This is a genomic window from Prevotella sp. P5-126, assembly GCF_002251185.1.
GTDB lineage: Bacteria > Bacteroidota > Bacteroidia > Bacteroidales > Bacteroidaceae > Prevotella.
Genome location: NZ_NPIZ01000113.1, coordinates 1 through 3548 on the forward strand (window position 1 = coordinate 1; position 3548 = coordinate 3548).

The window sequence follows — 3548 nt, forward strand, 5'->3', positions numbered from 1 at the left end:
GCATCGTGGGGTAAGGGGATGGTGGCTACATATTGATGTTGTGCTGTTGCTTTTTACTGAAAGCTGCTACTAACGACTCATAAATCTACCCTTAATCGTGTATTGGATGATAGTTGCGGATTTTAGGATTCAGATAAATTCGCAACATTTCGTTTGCTACTATTTTTGCAACTTTAAAATCGCAAATCGTAGAAAAATTAGGGTCTCTTTCAAAATAAAATGTTTCCATTGTCATTTGAATATCTTGTTTTCCTCTCAGAAAAAAGTACTTATCCAAATGCATACTTCCCGAACGGTAGTATTTATAGAAATCAATGTTCTTATTGTAGAAATTCTCTAACTGATTCAGTTCATTGATGAAATAATTTTTCAGCACACAATCTTGTCCGTTGGGGCGCATCATTTCGATGTTATACACTTTCCTGTAATAGATTAGTTTACTAAAAAACTTGGGTTTTATTATCTTGAAAAAGAATATTTCATCCATTTCACTTTTGAACTTATAAAACGAAACTATTTCTTTCAATTCCGAGAACCCCTGTTCCAACAGCAATATTATTTGAGGAATATCTTTAATCCTGTCATTTAAATCGAGTTCATGCATCCTGATTTGATGTTCTAATTTTTCTGCAATGTTTTTTATCTTATCTTTCATTTTTATTGATTTTGAGTAAAAAAAAGGATGATATCGTCAGTTGACGACACACAAAGGCGTTCACTGAATTCCGATAGGATTCAGTGAACGCGAAGCAACAACATGTCGCTGAAAGATAATTAGTGATAGATTTGCCAGAAATACATAATACAGAATTTGTTGAAATCAACACCTAATCTTACTTATAACTTCCTTTGATTCCGTAGTCGGTATCCTGATTATTCAGCGATTTAGTACCGACAAGATGAGTTTTTCCGAAATTAAAATTCCAAGTGAGCGTGGCAACGAGAATTCGGGATGCATCGCTAAAACTTTCTCTTCGGAAAGGCGCTTGTGCATTTTTGTTTTCCATAATGGTTCGGGAAACATTCTTAAACGGATTGAACGCACCTATGCCAAAAGAAAAATTAGTCGCATTGTACCGGATAGCCAAGTAGTGATAATTACCATCCTTTATGACGGTTTCGCCGTATAACCTTTCGTCAAAAGGCTGTAGCTGGCCTATCAGCATCCATTTCTTATACATTGCCAAAACATCTGCCCTGTAATAAAAATTAGAATGGGTATGCGAATAGTTGTTCCCACGACTGTCAAAGTGGTTGAAGCCTCCTGTAACCGAAAATTGCAGGAAGTTTTTTATCATCCCTACTTTCAATGTTATCTCCGCATTATACTTATTCCAATCTTTCATGTTTTCGGGCATTGTCAGGAACACATTTCCATGTTCTCTTTTCGATTCCATGATAGGATTGTGTTTGTAGTGATGATGCAGGCTTGCATTGAAAGCGAACAACCCTTTTCTGTTTTCGTAATATAAATTATTATTCAGATTCAGGTACGGTTGAAGCAACAGATTCCCTTTCTCGGCAAGATACGAGTCAAGACGGATTTCCGTGTCGGCCAACTCCATCAGGGTTGGATTCGTTTGACTCATCTCCGCATCATACCGGATAAAAGAATTATCACTGAACCGATAGCCAACCATCGCTTTGGGTAAGAAATGGTAATAGCTTTTGGTAACAGATACATTGGAAAAATGCAGGCGATTCAGGCGAAGTCCCAAGCTATAGCTGAATTTGCCCTTACTATAAAACCACTCTGCAAAAACCGACGATTCCGCCTGATTCAAATCCGATTTGAATTCCTCGCCCTGATTAATTGTCTGCTCTGTAAACGACTGAATATGTTTTATCCCGAATTTCAAATTTCCATGGGCAAATCCTTTTTCGTATATGCCTTCGGCAATCAGTGAATATTTATCGGAAAACAGTTCCGAACGTTCGCTGAAAAGAGTATCAACATCGTTGTATTCGCAGTAATTCCGCGAAGATGCTGCGTTCGCATAACTCCCCACCACATTAGCATATATTTTCTGATTTTTGGGTAAACCATACTGGTAATACAAGTCGATGGTAGGAACATTAATTTTTTGCTGACTTCCGTCAAAAATCAACCCTTTGTCCGTGCCATTCTCTTTTAGAAAACTGTTGAAATCGTTGTGAGGCTGATTGCTCAGATTATATTTCAACTTGGCATTGAAAAAAGCCGAATCGCTCTGCTGATAGTTGTATGTCAGCGAAAAATCATGCATTTGGTACGAATAATCACCTCCGGCACTGATTTCTTCCCTCAATATAGGGGATGAATTTTCAAACTGATAACTACCTGTGCGATTTCTGTTATTCGTGTTGATGCGTTGAAACGTTGCGGTGTAGTTCAAAGCATATTCCGATTTTCCTTTGTTGAATTTGGCAAAGAAAACATCGCCCCCTGCAAGGATATTCAGCGAGTTCATCAAATCCACACCAACAACACCGCCTTTATCATCCCTTACTACCACGTAGTTGATAACTTTGGAAGCATGTCCGTATCGGATACCTGCATAATCCGAATATTCTATCCGCTTGATTTGGCGGGGTTGCAAGGTCTGAATTTCTTCCGGCGTGGTATTTACGCCGTTAATCTGCAAAATGACTTTCCCGCCGTCGGATGATGAAATCGTATTCAGCATCGGATTGATGTTCAAGCCGGGAAGCATCATTGTATTCAGCAATTGCATTCCGTTGGCAGAATGGCTGATTTGCAATTTTGTCGGGAACACAATCCGTTGGTTAATCTTGTTTATTGTGGAAGAAGCAGAAATCACCACTTCCCCAAGTAACAAAACATTTTCATTCAAATACACATCTATTTGTGCTGATTCCGTCAGATTCTGTATCAAAATCCGCTTTGTTTCAAATCCTAAACAGGATACTGACAGCACATAATTATCTGTGGGAAGATTTTCAAATTCAAATCTTCCGATAGTGTCTGTCGTTGTTCCTTTCAGAAAGACTGAATCTTGTTTGAATAGAACGACATTAGCAAACTCAACAGGTGTTTGCGTATTTTGTTGAAGTACTCTTCCTGAAACATGAATCGATTGTCCGGACACACTTAGGCCGGAATACAGGAAAAATACGATAAGATATAATAATCGAGCTTTATTAAAGTCCATACCCTTAATTCCGCAACACTATAATTTAACTTTATTTATAAGTTCCTGAGCAACAAAAAGTTGCCCAGGATTTTGCCGTGTCAGATTTTTCACTTATCTTAGTGTTGCAATTAGAAAACAAGCGAAAATCGTAACAAGGCGCTGAAAAGTACAAATAAAATTCGAAAAACTCACACCTTTTGGAGGAATTTTTTCAATCATGGAGAAATTTGACTCCATGCTTTCACCCGTTATCGACTCAACACTGGGTCAGAGATGCCGCAGTATCATCGGATATCAGTTCAGCGAGATAGTCCGTTCGCTGATGAGCGTTTATTTCTGTGGCGGCTCATGCGTGGAAGATGTAACGTCACAACTGATGCGCCATCTCTCGTATCATCCTACCCTTCGTACATG

2 protein-coding genes and 1 pseudogene are annotated in these 3548 nt (G+C 38.6%); 1 reads left to right on the forward strand and 2 read right to left on the reverse strand.

Annotation, left to right across the window (positions count from 1 at the left end; translation table 11 throughout):
- Positions 1-91: 91 nt before the first annotated feature.
- Entirely contained in the window at positions 92-655 is a 564-nt protein-coding gene (locus CIK90_RS13520) for an RteC domain-containing protein (RefSeq protein ID WP_094465892.1), read from the reverse strand.
- A gap of 178 nt (positions 656-833) precedes the next feature.
- Positions 834-3152, reverse strand: coding sequence for a carboxypeptidase-like regulatory domain-containing protein (locus tag CIK90_RS13525; protein WP_044064959.1), 2319 nt, complete (start codon positions 3150-3152; stop codon positions 834-836).
- A gap of 199 nt (positions 3153-3351) precedes the next feature.
- On the opposite strand from CIK90_RS13525, the pseudogene CIK90_RS13530 reads away from it, so the two are divergent.
- Positions 3352-3548: pseudogene (locus CIK90_RS13530) on the forward strand (IS1380 family transposase); the annotation flags it as partial.